Below are 23,203 nucleotides of genomic sequence, written 5' to 3'. Positions count from 1 at the left end.
CAGTGACTGCACGCAGGGCTATTGCGCAGCGTCACGCAATTCCCTCCGCCAAGCCTGGCTCAGCAAGGTCTTCACCTCCTCATCCGTGGTCTGGGCGAAATCGAGGTACCACTGGCCAATGGAAAAGAAGGGCTCTGGGGCGAGCGGACAGATCAGTTGATCGACCAGAGGGCGCAGCATCGCCAGCGTCTCCACGGGCGCGACCGGTACGGCGACTACGATGCGCGCCGGCGCCTGCTGGCGTACCGCCGCAATCGCCGCACGCATGGTGGCACCGGTCGCCAGTCCGTCATCGACCAGTATCACCCGTTGCCCGGCCACGGCTGGCGCGGGACGTTCGCCCCGATAGGCCAGGTCACGGCGCTGCAGCTCCAGAACTTCCTCTTGCACGGCCGCGTCGATGGCCGCAGGGGGTATGTGCAGGTGACGGATGACATCATCGTTCAACACCTGCACGCCGCCGCTGGCAATGGCGCCCATCGCCAGCTCCTTATGACCGGGCGTGCCTAGTTTGCGCACCAGCATCAAATCCAGCCGCAGGGCCAGTGCGCTGGCAATTTCATAGGCGACCGGCACGCCGCCCCGTGGCAAGGCCAGCACGAGCACATCGGCTTGCTCGCGCCACGCCGCCAACGCCGCGGCCAGGGTCTGGCCCGCCTCCACCCGGTCACGAAACGGAATATCCCACTTCATGTCTTCGGCTCCTCAGTGTCCAACTATGCGCCTGATTTTCGCTGTTTGCCTTGCTCCCTATCGGTTTCTCGGCGGCAATAAGACCCTGCACTGTCACGAAAGCGCCATGGATTCGTCTTATTCTGCGCGGCACCGTCCTCTTATCCATATAAGGTGCTTGGCCGATCGGAACCGAAGACCGCTTGGCACATCTGAACAGCGACATTCTCCTCGCCGCCGGCGAGACGCTTGGGATCAAACCCACGACGGCGCTGAAATTGATGAGGCAGTTCGCACTCGACGTGAGGCAGGAAGCCCACAAGCTGATGGATGAAGTTCAGCAACAGAACGAGCTGATCGCCCTGGATCGGCCGGAGCTTATGGCCACATTCGCAGGAGAGATGAAGGCTATACGCACCATCGTCCACATCGTAAGCCATCTCAACCAACCGGAGCCCATCACAGCTGTAAGCGGGTCAAGGATACGGAGGGCGAGTACGAATACCGGGGAGTGCTCATCCGTCGCGATGACAGCTGTCGCGGTTTCTGGGGGCACTGGTCGACGGCGTTCTCGATGCTGCAGCCCAACGGCAAGCACGTTCGCCAGACCACCTCAACCCGCAAGGATCTGTTGGCGCAGATTGACTGCCTGTTGGACAACCGCGAATCCGCGTCTGCCCCGGCCCCCAACTGAGGAAGGACCGGACGCAGGTTCAGCCTCAAACCGCCCGCGCTCCCCTGCCTGGGATCAAGCGCTCACCTGGTCCTCCACTGCCTGACCTAGAATTGGCGGAAGAACGGCTCCCCGTCGTTGTCTCTGCCTTAGGAGGACGCCCATGGCTGCCAAACGCCCCGCTGAACCACTGCTCCCTAACGGCGTCGGCCCAAAGGCGCTGGCCACGTGGTCCGACTACGTGGCCAAGCTGAAGAACGCCCCGACCGCTGAGGATGCCAAGCACGCGCTGAGCCGAGCCCGTGGCTACGCCCGAGCTCTGCTGGATCAGGGCCTTCTCTCCACGACCGTCTATACCCGTCTGATTCTGACGTTGATGCGCTGTTGGGCCCTTCGTCGTGACGCGCTCGACCAGACCGTCTCCCCTCCTGTCGACCCTAAGTCCTGAGCATCATCCCGCTCGCTACTTTGCTGCCGATGAGACGTGGCTGTCGGTTCGCCTTGATGCGCGAGCCGAAGGTTGCTTCCGTTGTTGATATGGGAGAATGGCGGCACAAACTGGGCTGCGGCGGTGTGCCGTTGCCCCAGCCACTAAGCTACCGAGGATAAGCCCCACCACCCCTACTCGAGCTGCCGAGCCTCCCTGCCCACCGAGACGCCGGGAGTCTGAGCCTGCATCCGTGCACTCTCTTCCGTGAGGTACTGGATCAGCGCCGCGACATCGCCATCCGTCAGGCGCAGGTTGGGCATGGCCATCTGGTTGTATTGCGCATATAGGGCCATGGCCAGGGGGTCCTGCTCGCCCAGCATGCGGTCGGGCTCCTTGAGCCAGCGGGCCAGCCAGGCCGGATCGCGCTGCCGGGTCACTCCGGTGAGATCCATTGCTGGACATGGGGCTTTCCGGTTGCTCCATAGTTGCGCATGGAGTGACCAATTCTGCCTTGACCAGTCACTCACTAGCTGGGAATTACCCTTCAGTGGCGGACCGTCTGTTCGTTCAACCGATGACGAGAAAGAACCTGCTTGGCCTCGTCGACCGTAGCCCGGATGAAATCCGGGAGTCGCCGAGCTTCCCCCGGATTGCATCCGGGCTACCGAATCCTGCAACCGCTGTGCAAAACACCGGCACAGGGCTCCTGGACGCTCCGTGCAACTCCTGGCTTGCCCTCGCGCGCAGCGTCGTCGCACAACCTTGACTACCACAGTCGTAACAGGTAGAGCCGGTTACTCAAAACCACGCCCTAAGGACGTGGATTCCCAAGTTCAAATCAAAGATCGTGGTGTCGCCGGGGATCCTCTCCAGGCTCACACCGACGAGGATGTGGGGCTGTAATGTCACCCTGGCCGCGGCTGGCCATTCGGTCACCTTGCTACTGGGCGTACTGACCGCTGTCTCCGTCAGCACTTATGTGATCGACGCGATCAGTCGCTTTTCGGCGGTGTACCAGGCGCTCGACATCCTGGCCGCTTTCCATCGCTGGTTCGGCTACGCGCTTTCACCCAGGCAACGCTCAACCAGCGCCGCAGCGCTGGTCACGGGGGCAGCGCAGGTGCGGTTGCGGCACACATAGGCGGTGGCTTGTCCGGCGAGTGGCGTGCGGCCCGCGCCCAGGGGAACGTCCTCGGCGAAGGCCAGCACCCGTGCCGGCAGGTAGCGCCGATGCAGGCTCGCCAGCAAGGCGCTGGCGGCCTCGCGCTCGCCTGCAATGACGACGCTCAGCGGGCCGCATTGGGCGAAGTCCTGCGCGGCCAGGAGATGGGCGAAGCCGAAGGGGTTCTGCGCGGCCGCGGCGCGGTACATGGCGAATACCTGCTCGGCATGCTCGCGGTAGAGCTCGCGACCGGTCAGCTCGAAGAGTCGCAGGAAGGCGAACACGCTGGTCGAGGTACCCGAAGGCCAGGCATTGTCGTGCGGCGCGCGCGGTCGGTGCACCAGCTGTTCACCATCGCTGGGGGTGAAGTAGAGGCCATCATCCCAGAACTTCTCGAGGATCAGTTCGACCAGCCGCGTGGCCCGGGCGAGATGGTGCGGGTCGAAGTCGCACTCGTAGAGATCGAGCAGCGCGTTGGCGAGGAAGGCGTAGTCCTCGAGGAAGCCCGGGACCTTGGCCGTGCCCTCGCGCCAGGCCCGGTACAAGCCACCCTCGGGGGTCGAAAGGTGGTCCTGGAGGAACTCGGCGGCGCGCCGCGCGGTGTCCAGGTGGCCCGCGCTTCCCGTGGCCTGGTAGGCGGCGCAGAGGCCCTGGATCATCAGCGCGTTCCAACTGGTGAGAATGTTTTCGTCGCGCCCCGGACGAATGCGCTGGGCCCGCGCCGCCAACAGCTTCTCGCGCAGGCCCGCCAGTTGCGCCTCCTCGCCCGCGTCCAGCGCGGTGGCGCGGTGCAGCACCGTGCTGCCATGCTCGAAGTTGCCCGCCGCGCTCACGCCGTAGGCCCGGCAGGCCAAGGCAGCGTCCGCAGCGCCGAGGACGGCCTGCACCTGCACCGGAGTCCACACGTAGAACTTGCCTTCCTCACCCTCGCTGTCGGCGTCCTCGCTGGCGTAGAAGCCGCCCTCGGGATGGGTCATATCGCGCCGGATGTAGTCGATCGTCTCCTCGAACACGCGCCGCCAGGAGGGATTGCCGGTCGCGCGATAGGCGTCGGCATAGAGCTTCACCAACTGGCCGTTGTCATAGAGCATCTTCTCGAAGTGCGGCACGGCCCAGCGCTCGTCCACGCAATAGCGGGCGAAGCCGCCGCCGAGGTGGTCGTAGAGGCCACCGGCCGCCATGCGCTCGAGGGTCAGCTCGAGGGAGCTCAGCAGGTCCGGCTCGCCCAGGCGCTGATGGAGCCGCAGGACCAGGTCATGGCAGGAGGGATTGGGGAACTTCGGCGCCTGCCCCAGGCCACCGTGGATGCGGTCGGTGCTCTTGGCGATCAACCGGGCCGCCGCGGCCGGCTGGTCTTGCTCCAGCGGCGTATCACCCTGCAACTGGAGCTCCGCCATGAGGCGGTAGCCCTGGTGGATCTGTTCGACGTTCTGCCGCAGCGCCGTGCGGTTGTTCCGCCAGGCCTCGCTCAGCCCAAGCAGAACCTGGGCGAAGCCGGGCCGGCCGTGGCCCGGCTGCGGCGGGAAGTAGGTGCCGCCGAAGAACGGCTCGCGCTGCGGGGTGAGGAACACCGTCAGCGGCCAGCCACCGCCCTGCCCCAGCATCTGCACGACTTTCTGGTAGATGTCGTCGAGGTCGGGCCGCTCCTGGCGGTCGACCTTGATGTTGATGAAGTGCTCGTTCAGCAGGCGCGCGAGATCCGGGTCCTCGAACGACTCGTGGGCCATCACATGACACCAGTGGCAGGCGGCATAGCCCACCGACAGGTGGATCGGCCTGTCCTCGTCGCGGGCGCGACGGAACGCTTCGTCACCCCAGGGATACCAGTCCACCGGGTTCTCTGCGTGTTGCCTCAGATAGGGCGAGGTTTCATTGGCGAGTCGGTTGCTCATGACTGGCTCCTCACAATGGGTTCTCTGGAACTGCTTCCTTCGGGCCCCTCACAACAGACCAAGCTGCAGGCGGGCCGCCTCGGACATGCGGCTCTGGTCCCAGGGCGGCTCCCAGACCAGCTCGATTTCGACCTGACTGACGCCGGGGAGCGCCTGGACCTTGGCCCGCGCCTCCTCCTTCAGCACCTCGCCCATGCCACAGCCGGGCGCGGTCATCGACATCCTGATCGCGACTCGCTGGCCGCCGCCTTCCAGCGGCTGGACCTGGCATTGGTAGATCAGCCCGAGATCGACCACGTTGACCGGGATCTCCGGATCGTAGACGGTCCGCAGCACGTCGAGGACCTGCTGGACGTTCAAAGTACCGGACGCCGGCTGGGCGCTCGCCTGGGGCATGCTCAGCCCCAGGGCGTCGGCCTCGCCAGCTGCGATCCGCGCGAGCTGGCCGCTGGCGGTCCTGATCGTGAAGCTGCCGCCGAGCGACTGGGTCACGACGACCCACTCGCCCCGTGCCAGCCGTAGCGGCTCCCCGCGCGGAATCAGCGTGGCCGTGCAATCTCGCTTGAGCGCTATCCGCTGGGCGTGGCCCGGCTGGTTGGGGTTGTCGAAGGTGAAACCGGCGCCGCGCAGTTCCTGCACGTAGTCGATGGCCAGCCCATCGGCCCGGCGCGCGCTCGCGGGGTCGAGCCACAGACTGATGCCGTCCGTTTCGACGGCGATATCCTCCTCCGTGCCGGACCCGAAGAGCAGCTCATGCTCGAAGCGCTCGTCGATCCTCAGCCGCAGCAAGCCGCTGCGGCCGTCCGCCAGGGCGTCGCGCAGGACCTGCCGCGCCGCGTCGCTGAAGCGGATGCCGGGAATATGCCGCTCGGCTGCCATGGCTTACTCCGTAGTGACCGGCGCGCTGCCCCCTTCGAGGGCGCTGCGCAGCGTGTGCCAGGCCAGCGTCGCGCACTTGACCCGCACCGGAAATTCCCAGACCCCGGCGAGCACCGCCAGCTTGCCGAGCTCCGCAGGTGCCGCCTGGGCATCCGGACCCTCGGTGAGCAACGCATGCACCCGGTCGAACAGCGCCAGCGCCTCCTCCTGCCGTTTTCCCTTGACCGCCATGGTCATCAAGGACGCCGAGGCCTGGGAAATGGCACAGCCGGCCCCCTGGAAGGCAATGTCCTCGATCACCCCGTCCGCGAGCTGGATATAAACCCTGAGCTGATCGCCGCACAGCGGATTGAAGCCCTCCGCCGTATGGGTAGCGCCCTCCAGCGGGCGGAAATTACGCGGCCGCTTGCCGTGGTCGATGATCACGTCCTGGTAGAGATCGCGCAGCTCGCCGTTCATTGGAACAGCTCCCGGACCTTGGCCAGGCCAGTCACCAGCGCATCGATGTCCTGCTCCGTGCTGTAGCAGCCGAGCGAGGCGCGGGCCGTGGCGGCCAGGCCGAATCGCTGCATCAGCGGCTGGGCGCAGTGGTGCCCGGTGCGGATCGCGATACCCTCGCGGTCGAGGACGGTACCGATATCGTGCGGATGGATGCCGTCGAGGACGAAAGACAGTACGCCGACCTTTTCCGGCGCGGTGCCGATCAGCCGGAGGCCGGGCACCGCCGCGAGCGCCTGCTGCGCGTAGGACAGCACAGTCTGCTCGTGGGCAGCGATGGCCTCCGCCCCCAGCTCGCCGAGGAAGTCGATCGCCGCGCCGAGCCCGATCGCGCCGGCCATGTTCGGCGTGCCCGCCTCGAAGCGGTAGGGCGGCTTATTGTAGAGGGTCTTTTCGAAGCTGACCGAAAGGATCATGTCGCCGCCGCCCTGGTAGGGCGGCATCGCCTCAAGCAGTTCGCGGCGGCCATAAAGGACGCCTACGCCGGTGGGGCCGTACATCTTGTGCCCCGACAGGGCATAGAAGTCGCAGCCCAGGGCGCGCACGTCGAGCCTCAGGTGCGGGGCCGCCTGGGCGCCATCGACCAGCACGCGCGCGCCCCGGGCATGGGCGAGCTCGACGATGCGCTGGATCGGGTTGATGGTCCCCAGCACGTTCGAGACATGGGCGACCGCCACCAGCCTGGTCCTGGGCCCGATCAGCCGTTCCAGCTCATCCAGCAGGAGTTCGCCGGCATCGTCGATGGGCGCCACCCGCAGATGGGCGCCGGTCTGCTCGCAGAGCATCTGCCAGGGAACTATGTTCGAGTGGTGCTCCATGGCGCTGATGAGCACCTCGTCGCCGGCGTGGACCTGGGTCTTGCCAAGGGTTTGCGCGACCAGATTGATCGCCTCGGTGGTGCCGCGGACGAAGACGATTTCCTCGACGTGCTCGGCGTTGAGAAACCGCTGGACCTTCGCCCGCGCCTTCTCATACTCCTCGGTGGCACGCACCGAGAGAAAGTGCACGCCACGGTGCACGTTGGCGTTTTCCTTCAGGAAGAAGCGCGACATCGCGTCTATGACCGCCTGTGGCTTCTGGCTGGTCGCAGCGCTGTCGAGGTAGATCAGGGGTTTTCCGTAGATCGTCTCCGCGAGTATCGGGAAGGCCTGGCGCACCCGCTCGACGTCGTAGCCGGCCGTGAGGTCGAGCCGTTTCGGCGGTGTCTGCAGGCTGGTTTCCAGGTTGCTCATGCCGCCACCTCCAGGCCCCGCAGCTGCGCGGCCACCAGGCGCTCCACCCGGGCCCGCAGCGGCTCCAGGCGAATCAGTTCGAGCATCTCGCTGGCGAACGCATAGGTCAGCAGGGACCGCGCCGCCGCCTCGGATATCCCGCGCGAACGCAGATAGAAAACGGCCTGTTCATCCAGCTGGCCGACGGCGGCGCCGTGGGCGCACTTGACTTGATCGGCGAAGATCTCCAGCCGCGGCTGGGTGTTGGCCTGGGCCGACGCCGACAACAGCAGCGTCTTGATGGTCTGGCTGGCATCCGTCTTCAGCGCGCCCGGGCGCACTATGATGCGCCCGTCGAAGACCCCGTGGCCACACCCGTCGATCACGCCCTTATAGAGTTCGCGGCTGGTGCAGCGCGGTGCCAGGTGCTCGATGCACGTCTGGTTGTCCAGGTGCTGCTCGCCGCGGGGCAGGTAAAGACCATCAAGAACGACCTGGGCGCCGGGGCCTTCGAGCAGCACCCGCACCTCCTGCCGCGCCAGCGCCGCACCGAGTGCCGAGGAGTGCGCGACGAAGCGGCTGTCTTCGGCCTGGCGCACGCCAAGGAGCGCAACATGGAACGCCGAGGTGCTCTCGTCCTGCAGCTTGTAATGCTCGAGCGTCGCGCCAGCCTCGAGCACCAGTTCGGTGACGGCATTGCTGAGGTAGACCCCTGCCCCGCTACCCAGGTGGCTTTCCACCACGGTCGCGCGGCTCCCGGCACCCACCTGCACCAGGGCGCGCGGATGCGCCGCCAGCGGCGTAGTGCCGGGGGCCGAAAGAAACACCAGGTGAATCGGCGCCTCGACCCGGGTGCCGGCGGGGATCCGCACCAGGGCCCCGTCCTCGGCGAGGGCCGCATTGAGCGCGGTGAAGGCCTGCGGTTGCGAGCGGAACGCACGGGCGAACAGGTCCTCGAGCGCCCCGCTGTCGGCCGGGAGCAGTGCGGCCAGGCTGCCGAGCTGGACGCCTGGGGGCAGGCCCTTCAACGCAGAGAGTTCAGCGGCGAAATAGCCGTTGACGAAGACCATCCGCGGGCCGCCGAGGTCGCCGCAGAGCTGCTCGACGTTCGCGGCGGACAGCTGCCGGCTCGCGCCGGGCCCGGCCGGCTGGAACGGGATGGCCAGGATGGGCGCGACTCGCGTGTACTTCCAGGCCTCGTCCTTGGCCGTGGGAAAACCCTGTTCGGCCACCCAGTGGAACGCCGCGAGACGCAGATCCCCCAACCAGACCGGCTGGCGACCGTCGACCCTGGGTTCGAGGCGGGCGAGGAACGCCGTGCTCGCTTCGCCGTTCATGGCGTGGCTCCGGTTGTCGGCCCCTGCTCGAAGCCGGCATAGCCGTGCTTCTCGAGCTCGACGGCCAGCGTCTTGTCGCCGGACTGCACGATCTGGCCGTTGGCCATGACATGCACATGGTCCGGCACTATGTAGTCGAGCAGGCGCTGGTAGTGGGTGATCACCAGCAGCGCGCGGTCTTCACGCCGCAGCGCGTTGACGCCAGCGGCGACAGTGCGCAGCGCATCTATGTCCAGGCCCGAGTCGGTTTCATCGAGGATGGCCAGCTTGGGTTCCAGGATCATCATCTGGAAGATCTCGTTGCGCTTCTTCTCGCCACCGGAGAAGCCTTCGTTGACCGCGCGGCTCATGAAGCTCTGGTCCATCTCGACCAGCGCCATGCGCTCCTTGGCCAGCGTGAGGAAGTCCAGCGCGTCGAGCTCCTCGAGCCCGCGCTGCCTGCGCACCGCGTTGAGGGCCGTGCGCAGGAAGTAGAGGTTGCCGACGCCGGGAATCTCCACCGGGTACTGGAACGCCAGGAAGATGCCGGCGACCGCGCGCTCTTCCGCCGCCATGGCGAGCAGATCCCGGCCCTCATAAAGCACCTCGCCGCTGACCTCGTAGGCCTCATGGCCCGCCAGCACCTGGGCCAGGGTGCTCTTGCCCGAGCCGTTCGGCCCCATGATCGCGTGCACCTCGCCGGCGCCAATCCGCAACGTGATGCCCCGAAGGATCTCGCGGCCCTCGACATTGGCGTGCAGATTCCTGATCTCGAGCATGCTCCACCTCAGCCTTCAAACCTCGGCCCTCAGCCGACGCAACCCTCCAGGCTCACGCCCAGCAGTTTCTGGGCTTCTACCGCGAACTCCATCGGCAGTTCCTTGAACACCTCGCGGCAGAAGCCATTGACGATCATCGGCACCGCATCTTCCTCGCGGATGCCACGCTGCCGGCAGTAGAACAGCTGTTCCTCGCTGATCTTCGAGGTGGAGGCCTCGTGCTCGACCCGAGCGCTGGGGTTCTTCACCTCGAGATAGGGGAAGGTGTGCGCGCCACACTGGCTGCCCAGCAGTAGGGAGTCGCACTGGGTATGGTTGCGGGCGCCGGCCGCCCCCTTCTGGATCTTCACCAGGCCGCGGTAAGTGTTCTGCCCATGGCCGGCGGAGATCCCCTTGGAGAGGATGGTGCTGCGCGTGTTGCGCCCGATGTGAATCATCTTGGTGCCGGTGTCCGCCTGCTGGTGGTTGGTGGTCAGGGCGACCGAGTAGAACTCGCCGACCGAGTCGTCGCCCTGGAGGATGACGCCCGGATACTTCCAGGTGATGGCCGAGCCGGTCTCGACCTGGGTCCAGGAGATCTTCGAGTTTCTGCCGGCGCACTTGCCGCGCTTGGTGACGAAGTTGTAGATGCCGCCGCGCCCTTCGGCGTCGCCCGGGTACCAGTTCTGCACCGTGGCGTACTTGATCTGCGCATCATCCAGCGCGATCAGTTCGACCACCGCCGCGTGCAGCTGGTTCTTGTCGCGCATCGGCGCGGTGCAGCCCTCGAGGTAGCTCACGTAGGCGTCGTCCTCGGCGACTATCAGCGTGCGCTCGAACTGGCCGGTGTCCGCGGCGTTGATGCGGAAGTAGGTCGACAGCTCCATCGGGCAGCGCACCCCCTTGGGCACGTAGCAGAAGGAGCCGTCGGAAAACACCGCCGAGTTCAGCGTGGCGAAGAAGTTGTCGCTGTAGGGGACGACCGAACCCAGGTATTTACGCACCAGATCCGGGTGATTCTGCACGGCCTCGGAGAAGGAGCAGAAGATCACGCCGACCTCGGCCAGCTTTTGCTTGAAGGTCGTCGCCACCGAGACCGAGTCGACCACGGCGTCCACCGCCACGCCGGTCAGGCGCTCCTGCTCGGCGAGCGAGATGCCGAGCTTGCCGAACATCGTGCGCAGTTCGGGGTCGACCTCGTCGAGGCTCTTGGGCCCCGGGGTTTTCGGCTTGGGCGCCGAGTAATAGATGATGTCCTGGTAGTCGATGGGGGCGTAGTGGACGTTCTGCCAGCTCGGCTCGCGCATGGTCAGCCAGTGACGGTAGGCCTTCAGGCGCCAGTCGAGCAGCCACTGCGGCTCGTTCTTCTTGGCCGAGATCAGGCGGATGATGTCCTCGTTGAGCCCGCGCGGGGCGGCGTCGCTCTCCAGGTCGGAGACGAAGCCGTACTTGTACGCCCGACTGCTGAGTTCGCGGATCTTCGCATTATCAGTGCTCATCACTGCCCTCCTCGTCCCCCCACAACGGAGGATTCGATCGCCCATCCCTGAATCGCAGTCCTATATTTAGCAACTATATTCTTTTTAAAGTAGAGATACTCGGCAAATTCTCTGGCTGGGGGCGCTCGCGCACTTGCCGGTGACGGCGGGGGAGTTGCGGGTCGCGGAGCGCGGCGCCGGGCAGCGAAACCAGCCCCGCGTCAGCCCTCCGCCGAGGGCCGCAGCAAGATGTCGTCGCCCTCCACCCGCACCTCGAACTGCTCGACCCGATAGGCCGATTCCGTCAGGCATTCGCCGTTGGTCACGTCGAACTCGTAGGCGTGCACGGGGCAGGTCACCACGCAGCCGCAGAGCGTGCCTTCGCCCAGCGGGCCGTCTTCGTGCGGGCAGCTATTGTGAATGGCGAAGTACTGGCCGGCGACGTTGAACAGCGCGACGGGCGTAGCCCCCAGGTACACGGTCTTGCCGCTACCCGGCTTGATGTCGCCCACGCGGGCGACCCTGACGAATTCACTCATGGCGCCACTCCAGGCTGCGGCCTAGGCCCTCGGCAGGGCTGCCGAGCCGCCAAACTTCACTGCTAGACGGTCGCCCCTCGAATGTCAATAATGAACTTTCCTAAGTATGGAAATGGAAGCAGCGATGCGTGTGGCCAGCAAGAATGCCGAGGCGCCCGGCTCCGGTCGGGATCGGGTCCTTTTCCTGCTCAAGCGGGACGGCCCCCAGGCCACGGCGCAGGTCGCGCAGCAACTAGGCGTGACGGCCATGGCCGTGCGCCAGCACCTTTCCGTCCTCTACGGCGAGGGTTTGGTCGAGTTCAGCGATGAGCAGCGCAAGATTGGCCGGCCCGCGCGCATCTGGCGGCTGACGCCGAAGGCCAATGCGCGTTTCCCTGATCACCACGCGGGGCTGGCGGTCGAGATGCTGCAGGTGGTGCAGAGCACCTTCGGTGAAGAAGGCCTGGAGCGCCTGACCGACGGCTGGACACGCAAGCAAGTGGCCGCCTATCGCGCGCAGATGCCCCGCCAGGACCTGCCGCTCGACCAGCGGGTGGCCGCCCTGGTCAGGATCCGCTGCGAGGAAGGTTTCATGGCCGAGTGCCGGCCGGCTCAGGACGGGACCATCGAACTGGTGGAAAACCATTGTGCGATCGCCAAGGCCGCGCACTTTTGCACCCGGCTCTGCGGCGGCGAGCTGACGCTGTTTCGCGAGGTGCTCGGCGACGGCGTCACCGTCGAACGCGTCGAGCACTTCCTCGCCGGCGACCGCCGCTGCACGTACCGCATCCTCGCGAACCCGAGCGCCAGCTAGCGCCACCACCGAAAAGGATCACGACTACGTGTTCAGCCGCGCGCGCGACTGAGCCGGCGCAGCGGGGTAGGCATGGCACCGCCGGGCAGGAAGGATGCGTCCAGTGCCGGGATTGATTGCCGCGGATATATGCGGGGTCACCACTGGAATTGATCACTCAGCGATGCCCAACCGGACGGGAGCGATGAGCTAACCGGCGTCGTTCCAGATGCGCTGCAGCACGAGGCTATCCGTGCGCAAGTTTGGAATGAGGGTGCCAGCCTGTGCCCCCTCGAAGGCTCCACGCACCTCCGGCATCAACCCTCTGAACGACCTAGACTATTCGCTCATGAACTCGCGCATCCTGCGTCGACCACGCACGATCTTGTCGTGGAGGCGTTCGGCTTTGACCTGAGCAACGGTAGGTTCCTGACGATCTGCGGTATCGAGCGCCGCCAGCTAACGATTGATGCTGGACTCGATCTCCGCCATGCGCCGTTGAAGCTTGGCGCTGGTGAAGTTGCGGTCGCGATTGTTGACCGCCTTGAACTTGCTGCCATCGATGGCCACCAGCGCTTCCGCGAACAGGCCAAGCTGCTGGCACAGCACCACGAACTGCCGACAGACGCCGCGGATTGCCTTGCCGTTATCCTTGCGGAAATTGGCGATGGTCTTGAAGTCCGGCATCAGACGTCCGGTCAGCCACATCAATTCGACATTGCGCTGGGCCTCTCGCTCAAGACGGCGACTGGATTGGATGCGATTGAGATAGCCGTAGATGTAGATCTTCAGGAGATCGGCAGGATGGTAGGCCGGTCTGCCGGTTTCCGCCGGGACGACACCGTCGAAACCCAGCGTGCCGAGGTCGAGCTCATCGACGAAAACATCGACCACCCGCACCGGGTTGGTGTCCGCCACATAGTCATCCAGGCTCTCGGGAAGTAGCGTGCTTTGCCCTCGATGCTCTCCCTGGATAAAGCGCTTTATTGGCGTCCTCCACTGATTTTGAATCCATCAAATCACAGCAAGGTCGATGCCAACGTTTTTACACAGTCTGGGCCGCTTTCTGCCGGTCGTCACTTTGGCGCGTACTGGTCAATTCCGTTCAATTTCGCACCAAGGCCCCCGTCGTCAACTGTAGTACGTCCGGTGCACGCACCGTTTAGTGTTCACCTCCTCCTATGCGACGACCAAGCCAAGTAGCCATTCGAGAGGCAACGGGAAGGCTCTTGCTGTAGGAGGTATCGGTTAACCTCCACCCTGGTGATGAAGCGCGTGATTCAAGATAGGTCTCTGCCGCTGTAGCCCGAGTACCAGTGAGCCGCTGCGCTAGTCAGGTTGGCTTGGTCAGGTGCTGCCGTTTAAGGTCCGTATATGGACTCCCCCTCATTGCAAGCCCCCTTCGCTTTGGCGCCCGTGGCAGTGGGGTCGCCCACACGCAAGAGATCCGCGACTACAACTCAGGGCGCGCCGAACAGCATCGTCCAATATATTCCCGCGTCGCTACGCGATTGCGCTGCATAGGCCGCGCCAACCTGGGTAAACAGCGGGGTCATCAGGTTGGCGCAATGCCCGGGGCTGGCCAGCCAGCCTTCCAGCGCCTTGCTCGATGAGCCTTGTCCGGCGGCGATGTTCTCGCCGATCTGCCGGCCACGGTAGCCGGCGGCCCGCGCCCGATCCGCCGGCGAATCACCGTCGGGGTCCTGGTGTGCGAAGTAGTTGCCGTTGGCCATCGCCCGACTGTGTTCCTGGGCCGCCGCCCCCAGGGCGGAATTCCAGGTCAATGGCCGTGCGGCGGCGAAGCGCCGACGACCACACAGGCGCGGCTTCGCCCGTGCCGCGTTGACCTGGACCAGCAAGGCCTTGCCCGCCGCCCTCCAATCGCCCAGATGGTTATCGAACAAGGGCCGCGCCAGTACCACCCGCCACTTGCTTCTTGTGCGACTGACGCCGATATCGGCGAATTGCGTATCGAGCAGGGCCCCGCAGTAACCGCGCCGGAGCATGGCAAAGGCTGCCTCGGCATCCTCCGCCCCGACCAGGCGGATGGTCCGCACCGTCACCGTCTGATAGCCGGAAGCCTTCAACGCTTCCCGCAAACCGCCGTTAAAGCCGACCGGCAAGGCCAGGCTCGACTTCAGCGCCAGCGGTGCCAACGCCTGGACCGTGCGTCTCTCGCAGCGCTGGGGTTGGGCGCGGTAGTCGTTGATGGCCGCCAGCAATTGCCTTTCCCCGCTGGCATGGGCGGGACTGGCGAACAGAGGGAACAACGAAATGAGGCAAAACGAGACAATGCGGGAGGTGCGGGCGGATTGGCGCATGAACGGCGAACAGCTCTGATGGGATGACGACGGTATTGGCGTTAAAGGCGCGGCGGAAGACCGGTGAAGCGCCTTGCTGGAGTTGCTGGCAACTGGACTTCGAGACCGGGCTAAGACTGCGGGCCGCAACGCAAGGTTCACGGGCAAAGGGGACAAATTTGCGATTGGAGCGGTGTGTCCGTTTCTGGCCGACAGCTGTCGTCGACGAGCGGCACCTCCCGGCCAATGGCGGACGTTCCAACAGCCGTCTTCCCTGAAGTTACAGCGGTAATGCTCTGTCCTGAATCACACACTTCATGACGAGGGTGGAAGTCAGTCGTTGCACATTGGGCAGCCCTGACAGGCTGTCGTCGTAGAGCTTCTGAAACGCCGGCAGATCGCGAGCAACGACGTGCAGCAGATAGTCCGGCTCCCCGAAAAGGCGCTGGGCTTCGACTATCTGTGGAATATCGATAAGTGCGGCTTCGAACGCAGCGACGGCGTTTCGATCCCCCTCACGCAACGTGGCAAAGACCACCGCCGAGAAGTTTAGGCCCAGGGTGACGGGATCAAGCTGGGCTCGGTAACCCTGGATCGCCCCCGACTCTTCCAAGGTACGTACCCGACGATGGCAGGGAGACAAGCTGAGCCCGACGCGCTCGGCCAGCTCTGTGACGGTGAGCCTTCCATCCTTTTGCAGCTCAGCAAGAATCCTCCTATCAATCCTGTCCAATCGAAATATTCTCCCTGATCGACTGATTTATGCAGTTCAGTTTAAAAGAATATTCTATCGCTTAATCTATATTCTTCCTTTCCGAATTCGGCCAGATGGCCCGCTTCGTCACCAGAGAGCCATCCCCTATTCGGAAGATGAGATGAGTTTCAGCACCTTTGCCGCCTTCTGGGTGGTGTCGTTCCTTTTCGTGATCACCCCCGGCGCCGACTGGGCCTACGCTATCTCGGCCGGCTTGCGAGGGCGTGTTGTCGTCCCTGCCGTGGGTGGTTTGTTGAGTGGTCATCTGTTAGCGACTGTGATCGTAGCGGCAGGTGTTGGAGGGATCGTAGCGGGCTCGCCTATGGCCATGATTGTGATGACCGTCGCAGGCTCCGGTTACTTGATATGGCTCGGCATCAACTTGCTGCGCCACCCCTCAGCACCAGAGGCGGGAGAGGTTCAAGAAACCGACTCCTGGCAACGATGGGCAATCAAAGGGGCCTGCATCAGCGGCCTCAATCCGAAAGTGTTTCTTCTTTTCCTGGCGCTGTTACCACAGTTCACCGAGCCCGGCTCAGCTTGGCCAATCCCCGTACAGATTGTCGCACTGGGGCTTGTGCATACCTTGAGCTGCGGGGTGGTTTACCTGCTAGTTGGCTTCGGCTCGGAGTCTGTGCTCAGGGCTCGCCCGCGCGCCGCGCTATTTGTCAGCAACTTCTCCGGGGCGGCCATGATCATGGTCGGCCTGATTCTGCTCACAGAGCAGGCATTTGGTTGAATCAGAAAGGTAAGAACATGAGCGAACAGGCCTCACCTTATGGCGGCGTGATAGACACGGCCAAACCAGCCCGAGTCAGGATTCCCCACCTCAGGCAGATGAAGGCGAACGGCAAGAAGTGGGCGATGCTCACTGCATACGACATGTATACCGCCGAGATCTTCGAGGTCGCCGGCATCCCCGTGCTTCTGGTCGGTGACTCCGCATCCAACAACGTCTTCGGCTACGACTCGACCTTGCCTGTAACGGTCGATGAGCTGATCCCGCTCGTTCGCGCGGTTACTAGGTCGACGCACCGCGCGCTGGTCATCGCCGACCTGCCCTTCGGCTCCTACTAGGCATCAGCGGAGCAGTGCTTCCACACCGCCGTTCGCTTCATGAAGGAAGGTGGCGCCCATGCGGTGAAGATCGAGGGCGGCGTCGAGATGCTGCCCCAGGTAGAGAAGCTGGTCTCATCCGGGACACCGGTCATGGCCCATATCGGTTTCACGCCCCAGGCGGAGCACCAGTTGGGGGGCTACCGTGTGCAGGGGCGCGGCGATGATGCCCGGCGCCTAATTGAGGTTGCACAGGCCTTCGAGCGAGCTGGCGCCTTCGCGCTGCTCATCGAAATGGTACCCAGCGAGGTTGCCGCCGAGATAACCCGTTCGGTGGCCATTCCGACCGTAGGGATTGGCGCCGGCAACGAGTGCGATGCCCAGGTGCTGGTCTGGCAGGACATGGCCGGACTGCGCAGCGGGCGCCTGCCACGCTTCGTCAAGCAATATGCCGATATGCGTGGAGTGCTGCATAGGGCGGCTCAGGATTTTGCCGCCGACGTGGAGGCAGGCGCTTTCCCTGGGCCAGACCACTCTTTTCCGGATCAAAAACCCGAGGTTCAGGCATGAAGAGTTATCGAGAGCGAGCAGCGGATGGCCTTCGTACCGGCGACAGCTTCACCCTTACGCGGCGTTTCACGAACAGCGACATCGAGGAGTTTGCCCGCATCTCTCGTGACTACAACCCGGTGCATTTTGATAGCCACTACGCCACGCTTCGCAACTTCAGGGCGCCCGTCTCCCAAGGGCTGCTGACCGCCAGCCTGATGACCGAAATAGGCGGGCAGATAGGCTGGCATCGGGAATGACGTTCCGCTTCAAGCGCCCTGTGTATGCAGGGGACTCCCTCACATGCGACTGGGTGATCACCGAGATCGATGATCGAGGGCGAGCCAAGGCCGTGGTGACAATGCGCAACGCTGAGGGAGTAGTGGTGCTGGAGGCGGAAACCACAGGGGTTCTTCCTGGCCCCGATGAGCGGCTGCGTCTACACGCCATGCTCAGGGAAGGCGACCCTACCAATCTTGCAGTACAGTCCTAGAAAATCTAGAGAGTCTAGTTTATCCGGCTTTGGTCTAATCCCACGGCTCTCGAATGGCTGCTGCTGGCCGGTTTATGCCTGTCGCGCGACTCACGGACATGATGGCCAAGTCGGGTGCAAATAGGTGATCAGAGCGAATGCACGGTCAGTCCATCCGTGGGTTAGCCGCGCAGCGGCGTAACCCACCGATACGCCGCAGGTTTCCAGCTAGCGCGAGGCCTGTGCCGCCGCCGACGCTGGTTGGCGGGCGGCCTCGAGGAAGCGTGGCTCGGCCCAGTCGCTGACGTTGAACGGCTTGCGGATCAGGCGCAGTTCGTCGGCCAGCTTGACCGAGTGGGCCAGCTTGGCGAGGAACGCCGGATCCAGTTCGGAACGGAAGATCTCGCCGAGTTTTTCCGTCTTCAGATCCTCCTGCAGGATCACCGGCGGGTAACTGGCCAGGCCGGATACCAGCTGGATGTAGGCCTCCTTGTTCTGCTCCTCGCCCAGCCACTGCATGGCCTGCTCCTGCGCCTTGAGCAGGCGGGTGACAGCCTCCGGATGGGCCTCGACGAAGCTGCGGGCACCGACCAGCACGCTCTGGATGCTGCCGGCACCGTTGAGGTCGTTGGTAGTCAGCGGGATCTCGATCAAGCCGCGGGCGCGCAGGGCGTTGAGATTGGACAGGCCCCAGGAGGCATCAACCTGATGCGCGGCCAGCGCCGCGGTGCCGGCGGTGAAATCCAGGTTGATGATCTTGAAGTCCTTCTCGCTCAGGCCCTGGCTGGCGATCGCGGCGTCGAACGACAGCTGGTTGGCGGTGCCGCGGAACAGCGCCACGCGTTTGCCTTTCAGGTCTTGCAGCGACTCGATCCCCGAACCGGGCACCACGCCCAGGTAGCTCTTGATGTTGCGAGCCGTGGCGCTGAGCACGCGGGTGTCCAGGCCGCTGGCCTGGCCAATGATCGCCGCCAGATCGCCGAGGTAGGCCAAATCCACCTGGCCATTGGCGAAGGCTTCGTTGATCACCGGGCCGGCGCCCTTGAAGAAGTTCCACTGGATGGCGATGCCCTGATCGGCGAAGGCCTTCTCCAGTAGCTGCTGCTGGCGCAGCACGTCCACCACCCCGCCACCGCTGTGTTCGCTGCCGGCGCTGAGGTCCGGCACGGCGATGCGGATTTCCTTCAGCGCTTCGCTGGCGGCCGAGACCGGCAAGGCAAAGCTGCCCAATAAGCCGATCAGCACCGGCGAGGCGAAAAGACCGAGAAAGCTATTAAGGAAGGTTTTCATCTTGGCTGCTGCTCCTGCGCAAATCCGCTCACGGGTGAAGCCGGCATCTACCGGGCTTGGGCGGAGTTAGGCACAGCCGATCGATAACAAATAAATACTGTTAATTTATTTTTTAGTAACCAAAAGAGATAAACAAGCATTGGCGCGACCTGCGCCCAGGGCTGCCTGCAGGGCATAAAAAATATGCGTCGAAGGCATTTGTGGTGAGCCGGGTACCGCCCTTAAATGCGCCCTTATCCATCTAATGCATTGAATATTACTTTTTATATTCCATTAAAGAATATTAACCCATTAGCTAACACCAACCTCCCTGCGCCCGGAATCCGTTTATGGCCATAACCTGGACTCTCAGCCCCACTGCCGCCTGGCGCGGCGCCCGCGCTTTCTGGCCCCCGCAGGTTGCGGCCAGGCTGCTGCCCTGGTTGCTGCCGAGCGCGCTCGCCCTGCTCTGGTGGCTGGCCAGTCACTATCGGTGGATGTCCGCACAGATCCTTCCGGCCCACGAACTGGTCTGGCAAACCGCGCTGGAGCTGGCCCATGGCGATTTAGCCAGCCATCTAGGGATCAGCCTGCAACGGCTGCTCTGCGGCTTGCTGCTTGGCGTGTTCGGGGGCGCCGTGCTGGGCGCCTGGCTGGGCTTCAGTGCGCGTGCCGAACGGCTGGTTTTCCCCACCTTCACGGCTCTGGCGCAGATCCCCACGCTGGCCTGGATTCCGCTGTTCATGCTGCTGTTCGGCATCGGCGAAGCCCTCAAGCTGGTGGTGCTGGTCAAGGCCGTGGTGGTGCCGGTGACCGTTCACACCCTGGTCGGCGTGCGCGACGCCCAGCCCAAGCTGCGCGAGGCCGCCGCCGTGCTGCGCCTGCCGCCGCGCCTGCTGATCTGGCGCCTGGTGCTGCCGGCCGCCCTGCCCTCGTTCATGGCCGGCCTGCGCCTGGCCCTGGCCACCGGCTGGTCGTCGCTGCTGGCGGTGGAGCTGCTGGCATCCAGCGAAGGCCTCGGCTACCTGATGGTCTGGGGTCGTCAGCTGTTCATGCTGGATATCGTCTTCGTCTGCATCCTGGTCATCGGCCTGGTCGGCGTGGCGCTGGATCGCGGCATTCAGGCGCTCGACCGGCGACTGGTGCACTGGCCGCATCCGCCCACCGCCGAATTCCGCCGCCGCCCGGCCGGACGCGGCTGGCAGCGCCTGCAAGCCTGGCTGCTGCCGCTGAGCCTGCTGGCGCTCTGGCAACTGGTCAGCCGGTCGCAGTGGATCGACAGCAACATCCTCGCCGCGCCCAGCACCGTGGTGCTGACCGCCTGGCAGGGCCTGCTCGACGGCAGCCTGCTGAACGCCATGGGCCACAGCCTGGCCCGCACCCTCGGCGGCCTCGCCCTCGGTGGCGTTAGCGGGGTGCTGCTCGGCCTGCTGCTCGGCTTGTCGCGCAGCGGCGAACGCCTGCTCGGGCCGAGCCTCGGTGCACTGCGGCAAGTGGCGATCTTCGCCTGGGTGCCGCTGCTCACCGCCTGGTTCGGTCTCGGCGAACTGGCCAAGCTGGTGTTCGTCGCCCTCGCGGCCTTCTTCCCGCTATTCATCGCCACCCAGCGCGGCATCGCCAACCTGTCGCCGCAACTCGGCGAGGCCGCGCAGGTGCTGCGCCTGAATCTGTGGCAGCGCCTGCGCCTGTTGATCCTCCCGGGCGCGGCCCCGGCGATCTTCGCCGGCCTGCGCCTGGGCCTGATCTACGCCTGGCTCGGCACCATCGGCGCCGAATATTTCATGCCCTCGGCGAGCGGCATCGGCAGCCTGCTGATCGGTGCGCAGCAGCTGTTTCGCCAGGATCTGGTGATGGCCGGAATGCTCGTGATCGGCCTCACCGGCGCCAGCCTGAATGCCCTCGGACAAGCCCTTGAAGCGCGCACCACGCGCTGGAGAAATGCATGAATTCGCTGACCCGGCCGCACCTGCCCGCGCACCTCGACCCGCCTCCCCTCCCCATCGTCAGCTTCCGCCAGGTCGGCAAGCTGTTCGAGGTCGATGGCGGCGAGCTGGAAGCCATCCGCGCCTTCGACCTGGACGTCCGTGAGGGCGAGTCGATCGCCATCGTCGGCTCTAGCGGCTGCGGCAAATCGACCCTGCTGCGCCTCTTGGTCGGCCTGGATAGTGCCTTTCGCGGCGAGATCCAGGTGGACGGCCGGCCGGTCACCGGCATCGGCAGCGAACGCGGCATCGTGTTCCAGGAGCACCGCCTGTTTCCCTGGCTGAGCGTGGCCGACAACATCGGCCTCGGCCTGGTCAACGAGCCGCTGACCCAGGCCGAACGCTTCCGCCGCATCGAGCAGCTGATCCAGCTGGTTGGTCTCGACGGCTTCCAGCGCGCCTATCCGCACCAGCTGTCCGGCGGCATGGCCCAGCGCGTGGCCATCGCCCGCGGCCTGGTCGCCAGTCCGCGCCTGCTGCTGCTCGACGAGCCGTTCGGCGCCCTCGACGCGCTGACCCGCCAGCAGATGCAGGACGAACTGCTGGCGATCCGCGCGCGCACCCGGCTCACCAGCATCCTGGTCACCCACGATGTCGAGGAGGCGATCTTCCTCGCCGACCGCGTGGTGGTGATGGCGCCGCGCCCCGGACGGATCAAGCGGGTGGTAGACATCGACTTGCCGCACCCGCGCACACGCAGCAGCTTCGAGTTCCATCAGCTGCGCGAAGAACTGCTCCACGAGCTGACCCGCGACGGCGACTACCACGCGCCGCCGGCGGCCCGCGTGGAGAACCTGTCGCCGGCCTTTATCGCCTGCTGAACCCCATCCCCCGCGCACGTCTTCACCGCACTGGTGCCACCATGAGCAAACGCCCCAACTTCCTGGTCATAGTCGCCGACGACCTCGGCTTCTCCGATCTCGGCGCCTTCGGCGGCGAGATCAGCACCCCGCATCTCGACGGCCTGGCCACAGCCGGCCTGCGCCTGACCGACTTCCACACCGCGCCGACCTGCTCGCCGACCCGCTCGATGCTGCTGACCGGCACCGATCACCATATCGCCGGCCTCGGCACCATGGCCGAAGCACTGACCCCCGAACTGATCGGCAAGCCCGGCTACGAGGGCCACCTCAACGACCGCGTGGTCGCCTTGCCCGAGTTGCTGCGCGAGGCCGGCTACCAGACGCTGATGAGCGGCAAGTGGCACCTCGGCCTGACCCGCGAACTGGCCCCGCATGCGCGCGGCTTCGAGCGTTCCTTCGCGCTGTTGCCCGGGGCCGCCAACCACTATGGCTATGAGCCGCCCTACGACGACAGCACGCCGGGCATCCTCAAGTCGACGCCGGCGCTGTATATCGAGGACGACCAGTTCGTCGACGAGTTGCCGGCGGATTTCTATTCCTCCGACGCCTTCGGCGCCAAGCTGCTGCAGTACCTCAAGGAGCGCGACCAGAGCCGGCCGTTCTTCGCCTATCTGCCGTTCTCCGCACCGCACTGGCCGCTGCAGGCACCCCAGGAGATCGTCGACAAGTACCGCGGCCGTTATGACGCCGGCCCGGAGGAATTGCGGCAGGAACGCCTGGCCAAGCTCAAGGAACTCGGTCTGGTGGCGGCGGACATCGACGCCCATCCGGTCGTCGCCAGCAGCCAGGAATGGGCCGCGCTCAGCGCCGAACAACGGCAAAAATCCGCCCGCGCCATGGAGGTGTATGCGGCGATGGTCGAGCGCATGGACTGGAACATCGGCCGGGTGCTCGACTACCTGCGCCAGCAGGGCCAGCTGGACAACACCTTCATCCTGTTCATGTCCGACAACGGCGCCGAAGGCGCGCTGCTGGAGGCCTTCCCGAAATTCGGCCCGGAACTGCTGACCTTCCTCGACCAGCACTACGACAACAGCCTGGACAACCTCGGCCGCGCCAACTCCTACGTCTGGTACGGCCCGCGCTGGGCGCAGGCGGCCACCGCGCCGTCGCGGCTGTACAAGGCCTTCACCACCCAGGGCGGCATTCGCGTGCCGGCGCTTATCCGCTACCCCGAGCTCCAGCGCCAGCGGCAGATCAGCGCTAGTTTCGGCACGGTGATGGACATCACCCCGACCATTCTCGACCTCGCCGGCGTGCGCCACCCCGGCAAGCTCTGGCGCGGCCGCGAAGTGGCCGAGGTACGCGGCAAGTCCTGGCTGGGTTATCTGACCGGCGAGACCGCGCAGGTGCACGGCGAGCAGACCGTGACCGGCTGGGAGCTGTTCGGCCGCCGCGCGATCCGCCAGGGCGGCTGGAAGGCCGTGTATATCCCCGCCCCGGTCGGCCCGGAAACCTGGCAGCTGTATGACCTGGCCATGGACCCGGGAGAAATCCACGATCTGGCCCAGCAGCAGCCGGAAAAGCTCGCCGCCTTGCTCGAGCATTGGCAACAGTATGTTGCGCAAACCGGAGTAATCCTCAGCCAGTCGCCCTTCCAGCCGTAAACCACGGCCCGCCCAGCATCGCTGATTTTCCCCGCGACCAGCCTTGCGCCTGCTCGCCACGGGGGAAATCA

21 protein-coding genes and 3 pseudogenes are annotated in these 23,203 nt (G+C 65.0%); 9 read left to right on the top strand and 15 right to left on the bottom strand.

Annotation, left to right across the window (positions count from 1 at the left end; genetic code table 11):
• Window positions 1–18 precede the first annotated feature (18 nt).
• Together D3880_RS10525 and D3880_RS10520 are read right to left on the bottom strand one after the other, a co-directional pair.
• On the bottom strand, window positions 19–693 hold the full coding sequence (locus D3880_RS10525; RefSeq protein ID WP_119893410.1) for a phosphoribosyltransferase: 675 nt from the start codon (window positions 691–693) through the stop codon (window positions 19–21).
• 140 nt (window positions 694–833) lie between these two features.
• Complete coding sequence (locus tag D3880_RS10520; RefSeq protein ID WP_162934980.1) at window positions 834–1,112, bottom strand: hypothetical protein; 279 nt, start codon at window positions 1,110–1,112, stop codon at window positions 834–836.
• Between the two features lie 396 nt (window positions 1,113–1,508).
• Here D3880_RS10520 and D3880_RS10515 point away from each other — a divergent pair, with 396 nt between their 5' ends.
• On the top strand, window positions 1,509–1,793 hold the full coding sequence (locus tag D3880_RS10515; RefSeq protein ID WP_119893408.1) for a hypothetical protein: 285 nt from the start codon (window positions 1,509–1,511) through the stop codon (window positions 1,791–1,793).
• A 173-nt stretch (window positions 1,794–1,966) separates the two neighbouring features.
• On the opposite strand, the gene D3880_RS10510 is transcribed toward D3880_RS10515, so the two are convergent.
• Entirely contained in the window at window positions 1,967–2,227 is a 261-nt protein-coding gene (locus D3880_RS10510) for a hypothetical protein (RefSeq protein ID WP_420800854.1), read from the bottom strand.
• Between the two features lie 437 nt (window positions 2,228–2,664).
• Here D3880_RS10510 and D3880_RS23070 point away from each other — a divergent pair, with 437 nt between their 5' ends.
• On the top strand, window positions 2,665–2,916 hold the full coding sequence (locus D3880_RS23070) for a HupE/UreJ family protein (protein WP_119895713.1): 252 nt from the start codon (window positions 2,665–2,667) through the stop codon (window positions 2,914–2,916).
• Here D3880_RS23070 and D3880_RS10500 read toward each other — a convergent pair.
• The 8 genes from D3880_RS10500 to D3880_RS10465 all read right to left on the bottom strand — a co-directional run bounded on the left by D3880_RS10500 (window position 2,832) and on the right by D3880_RS10465 (window position 11,508).
• Window positions 2,832–4,829, bottom strand: a complete 1,998-nt coding sequence (locus D3880_RS10500) for a thioredoxin domain-containing protein (protein ID WP_119893407.1) — start codon at window positions 4,827–4,829, stop codon at window positions 2,832–2,834. The two genes, D3880_RS23070 and D3880_RS10500, sit on opposite strands and share 85 nt — an antisense overlap.
• 48 nt (window positions 4,830–4,877) lie before the next feature.
• On the bottom strand, window positions 4,878–5,708 hold the full coding sequence (gene sufT, locus D3880_RS10495) for a putative Fe-S cluster assembly protein SufT (protein WP_119893406.1): 831 nt from the start codon (window positions 5,706–5,708) through the stop codon (window positions 4,878–4,880).
• Window positions 5,709–5,711: 3 nt separating this feature from the next.
• The gene (gene sufU / locus D3880_RS10490; RefSeq protein WP_119893405.1) at window positions 5,712–6,167 is read right to left on the bottom strand and encodes a Fe-S cluster assembly sulfur transfer protein SufU; all 456 of its coding nucleotides are present in this window, start codon (window positions 6,165–6,167) and stop codon (window positions 5,712–5,714) included.
• On the bottom strand, window positions 6,164–7,438 hold the full coding sequence (locus tag D3880_RS10485; RefSeq protein ID WP_119893404.1) for a cysteine desulfurase: 1,275 nt from the start codon (window positions 7,436–7,438) through the stop codon (window positions 6,164–6,166). Before D3880_RS10485 ends, sufU begins: the two co-directional genes overlap by 4 nt.
• On the bottom strand, window positions 7,435–8,754 hold the full coding sequence (gene sufD, locus D3880_RS10480) for a Fe-S cluster assembly protein SufD (RefSeq protein ID WP_119893403.1): 1,320 nt from the start codon (window positions 8,752–8,754) through the stop codon (window positions 7,435–7,437). Before sufD ends, D3880_RS10485 begins: the two co-directional genes overlap by 4 nt.
• On the bottom strand, window positions 8,751–9,512 hold the full coding sequence (sufC, locus tag D3880_RS10475) for a Fe-S cluster assembly ATPase SufC (RefSeq protein WP_119893402.1): 762 nt from the start codon (window positions 9,510–9,512) through the stop codon (window positions 8,751–8,753). Before sufC ends, sufD begins: the two co-directional genes overlap by 4 nt.
• Window positions 9,513–9,541: 29 nt before the next feature.
• Window positions 9,542–10,990, bottom strand: coding sequence for a Fe-S cluster assembly protein SufB (sufB, locus tag D3880_RS10470; RefSeq protein WP_119893401.1), 1,449 nt, complete (start codon window positions 10,988–10,990; stop codon window positions 9,542–9,544).
• 200 nt (window positions 10,991–11,190) lie between these two features.
• A complete protein-coding gene (locus tag D3880_RS10465; protein WP_119893400.1) occupies window positions 11,191–11,508 on the bottom strand; it encodes a Rieske (2Fe-2S) protein in 318 nt (105 codons plus the stop codon).
• Window positions 11,509–11,632: 124 nt separating this feature from the next.
• On the opposite strand from D3880_RS10465, the gene D3880_RS10460 reads away from it, so the two are divergent.
• The gene (locus tag D3880_RS10460) at window positions 11,633–12,301 is read left to right on the top strand and encodes a helix-turn-helix transcriptional regulator (protein ID WP_119893399.1); all 669 of its coding nucleotides are present in this window, start codon (window positions 11,633–11,635) and stop codon (window positions 12,299–12,301) included.
• Between the two features lie 333 nt (window positions 12,302–12,634).
• On the opposite strand, the pseudogene D3880_RS10455 reads toward D3880_RS10460, so the two are convergent.
• From D3880_RS10455 to D3880_RS10445, 3 genes and pseudogenes are all read right to left on the bottom strand, one after another.
• Window positions 12,635–13,267: pseudogene (locus tag D3880_RS10455) on the bottom strand (transposase); the annotation flags it as partial.
• 473 nt (window positions 13,268–13,740) lie between these two features.
• Complete coding sequence (locus D3880_RS10450; protein ID WP_119893398.1) at window positions 13,741–14,601, bottom strand: CAP domain-containing protein; 861 nt, start codon at window positions 14,599–14,601, stop codon at window positions 13,741–13,743.
• 259 nt (window positions 14,602–14,860) lie between these two features.
• Window positions 14,861–15,313, bottom strand: coding sequence for an Lrp/AsnC family transcriptional regulator (locus D3880_RS10445; RefSeq protein WP_119893397.1), 453 nt, complete (start codon window positions 15,311–15,313; stop codon window positions 14,861–14,863).
• Between the two features lie 142 nt (window positions 15,314–15,455).
• On the opposite strand from D3880_RS10445, the gene D3880_RS10440 reads away from it, so the two are divergent.
• The 3 genes and pseudogenes from D3880_RS10440 to D3880_RS10430 all read left to right on the top strand — a co-directional run bounded on the left by D3880_RS10440 (window position 15,456) and on the right by D3880_RS10430 (window position 17,432).
• Window positions 15,456–16,073, top strand: a complete 618-nt coding sequence (locus D3880_RS10440; protein ID WP_119893396.1) for a LysE family translocator — start codon at window positions 15,456–15,458, stop codon at window positions 16,071–16,073.
• A gap of 17 nt (window positions 16,074–16,090) precedes the next feature.
• Window positions 16,091–16,960, top strand: a pseudogene (gene panB, locus D3880_RS10435) (3-methyl-2-oxobutanoate hydroxymethyltransferase).
• A pseudogene (locus D3880_RS10430) lies at window positions 16,957–17,432 on the top strand (MaoC family dehydratase). The pseudogenes panB and D3880_RS10430 overlap by 4 nt, the downstream one beginning before the upstream one ends.
• Before the next feature lie 207 nt (window positions 17,433–17,639).
• On the opposite strand, the gene D3880_RS10425 reads toward D3880_RS10430, so the two are convergent.
• Entirely contained in the window at window positions 17,640–18,701 is a 1,062-nt protein-coding gene (locus D3880_RS10425) for an ABC transporter substrate-binding protein (RefSeq protein ID WP_119893395.1), read from the bottom strand.
• A gap of 329 nt (window positions 18,702–19,030) precedes the next feature.
• Here D3880_RS10425 and D3880_RS10420 point away from each other — a divergent pair, with 329 nt between their 5' ends.
• From D3880_RS10420 to D3880_RS10410, 3 genes are read left to right on the top strand one after another with little or no spacing between them, the layout of a single operon-like run.
• The gene (locus tag D3880_RS10420; protein WP_119893394.1) at window positions 19,031–20,626 is read left to right on the top strand and encodes an ABC transporter permease; all 1,596 of its coding nucleotides are present in this window, start codon (window positions 19,031–19,033) and stop codon (window positions 20,624–20,626) included.
• Window positions 20,623–21,483 (top strand): ABC transporter ATP-binding protein, encoded by an 861-nt coding sequence (locus D3880_RS10415; RefSeq protein ID WP_119893393.1) that lies wholly within the window; start codon window positions 20,623–20,625, stop codon window positions 21,481–21,483. The genes D3880_RS10420 and D3880_RS10415 overlap by 4 nt, the downstream gene beginning before the upstream one ends.
• 41 nt (window positions 21,484–21,524) lie before the next feature.
• Window positions 21,525–23,132, top strand: coding sequence for an arylsulfatase (locus D3880_RS10410; RefSeq protein WP_119893392.1), 1,608 nt, complete (start codon window positions 21,525–21,527; stop codon window positions 23,130–23,132).
• The last annotated feature ends 71 nt before the right edge of the window (window positions 23,133–23,203 follow it).

Origin of the sequence: Pseudomonas cavernae, from assembly GCF_003595175.1 — a bacterium.
GTDB classification, from domain to species: Bacteria; Pseudomonadota; Gammaproteobacteria; order Pseudomonadales; family Pseudomonadaceae; genus Aquipseudomonas; species Aquipseudomonas cavernae.
Note: the sequence above shows the minus strand (reverse complement) of the source record. Positions and strands in the feature narration are given on the sequence as shown.